General features: G+C 67.7%; 1 pseudogene. It reads right to left on the reverse strand.

The annotated features are described in order from the left end of the window. Positions 1-291, reverse strand: a pseudogene (locus KBI52_RS00445) (ABC transporter permease); the annotation flags it as partial.

Below are 291 nucleotides of genomic sequence, written 5' to 3' on the forward strand. Positions count from 1 at the left end.
CTCCTTGACGGTGTCGTAGAGGGAATCGAGCCGGCTTTCGTCCAGCGCCAGGTGGACGCTGTTGACGGCCGGTGCCTCCCGCATCAGCCGCGACAGGGCGTCGGCGTTCATCATGCCCCGAATGCCGAAGTAATCCTCGACCAACGCGGCGACGGGCAGGTTCACGGTCCGGCGCTGTCCTTCGAGCAGGTCGACCTCGACGTCATCGCCGGCCCGCACGCCGAGAATTTGCGCCAGCATGGCGGAGATCGCCAGCCCGCTCTCCGGCAGCACCACGGGACGCAGGTCCTC

Source organism: Microvirga sp. HBU67558 (assembly GCF_018069605.1).
Lineage (GTDB): Bacteria > Pseudomonadota > Alphaproteobacteria > Rhizobiales > Beijerinckiaceae > Microvirga > Microvirga terrae.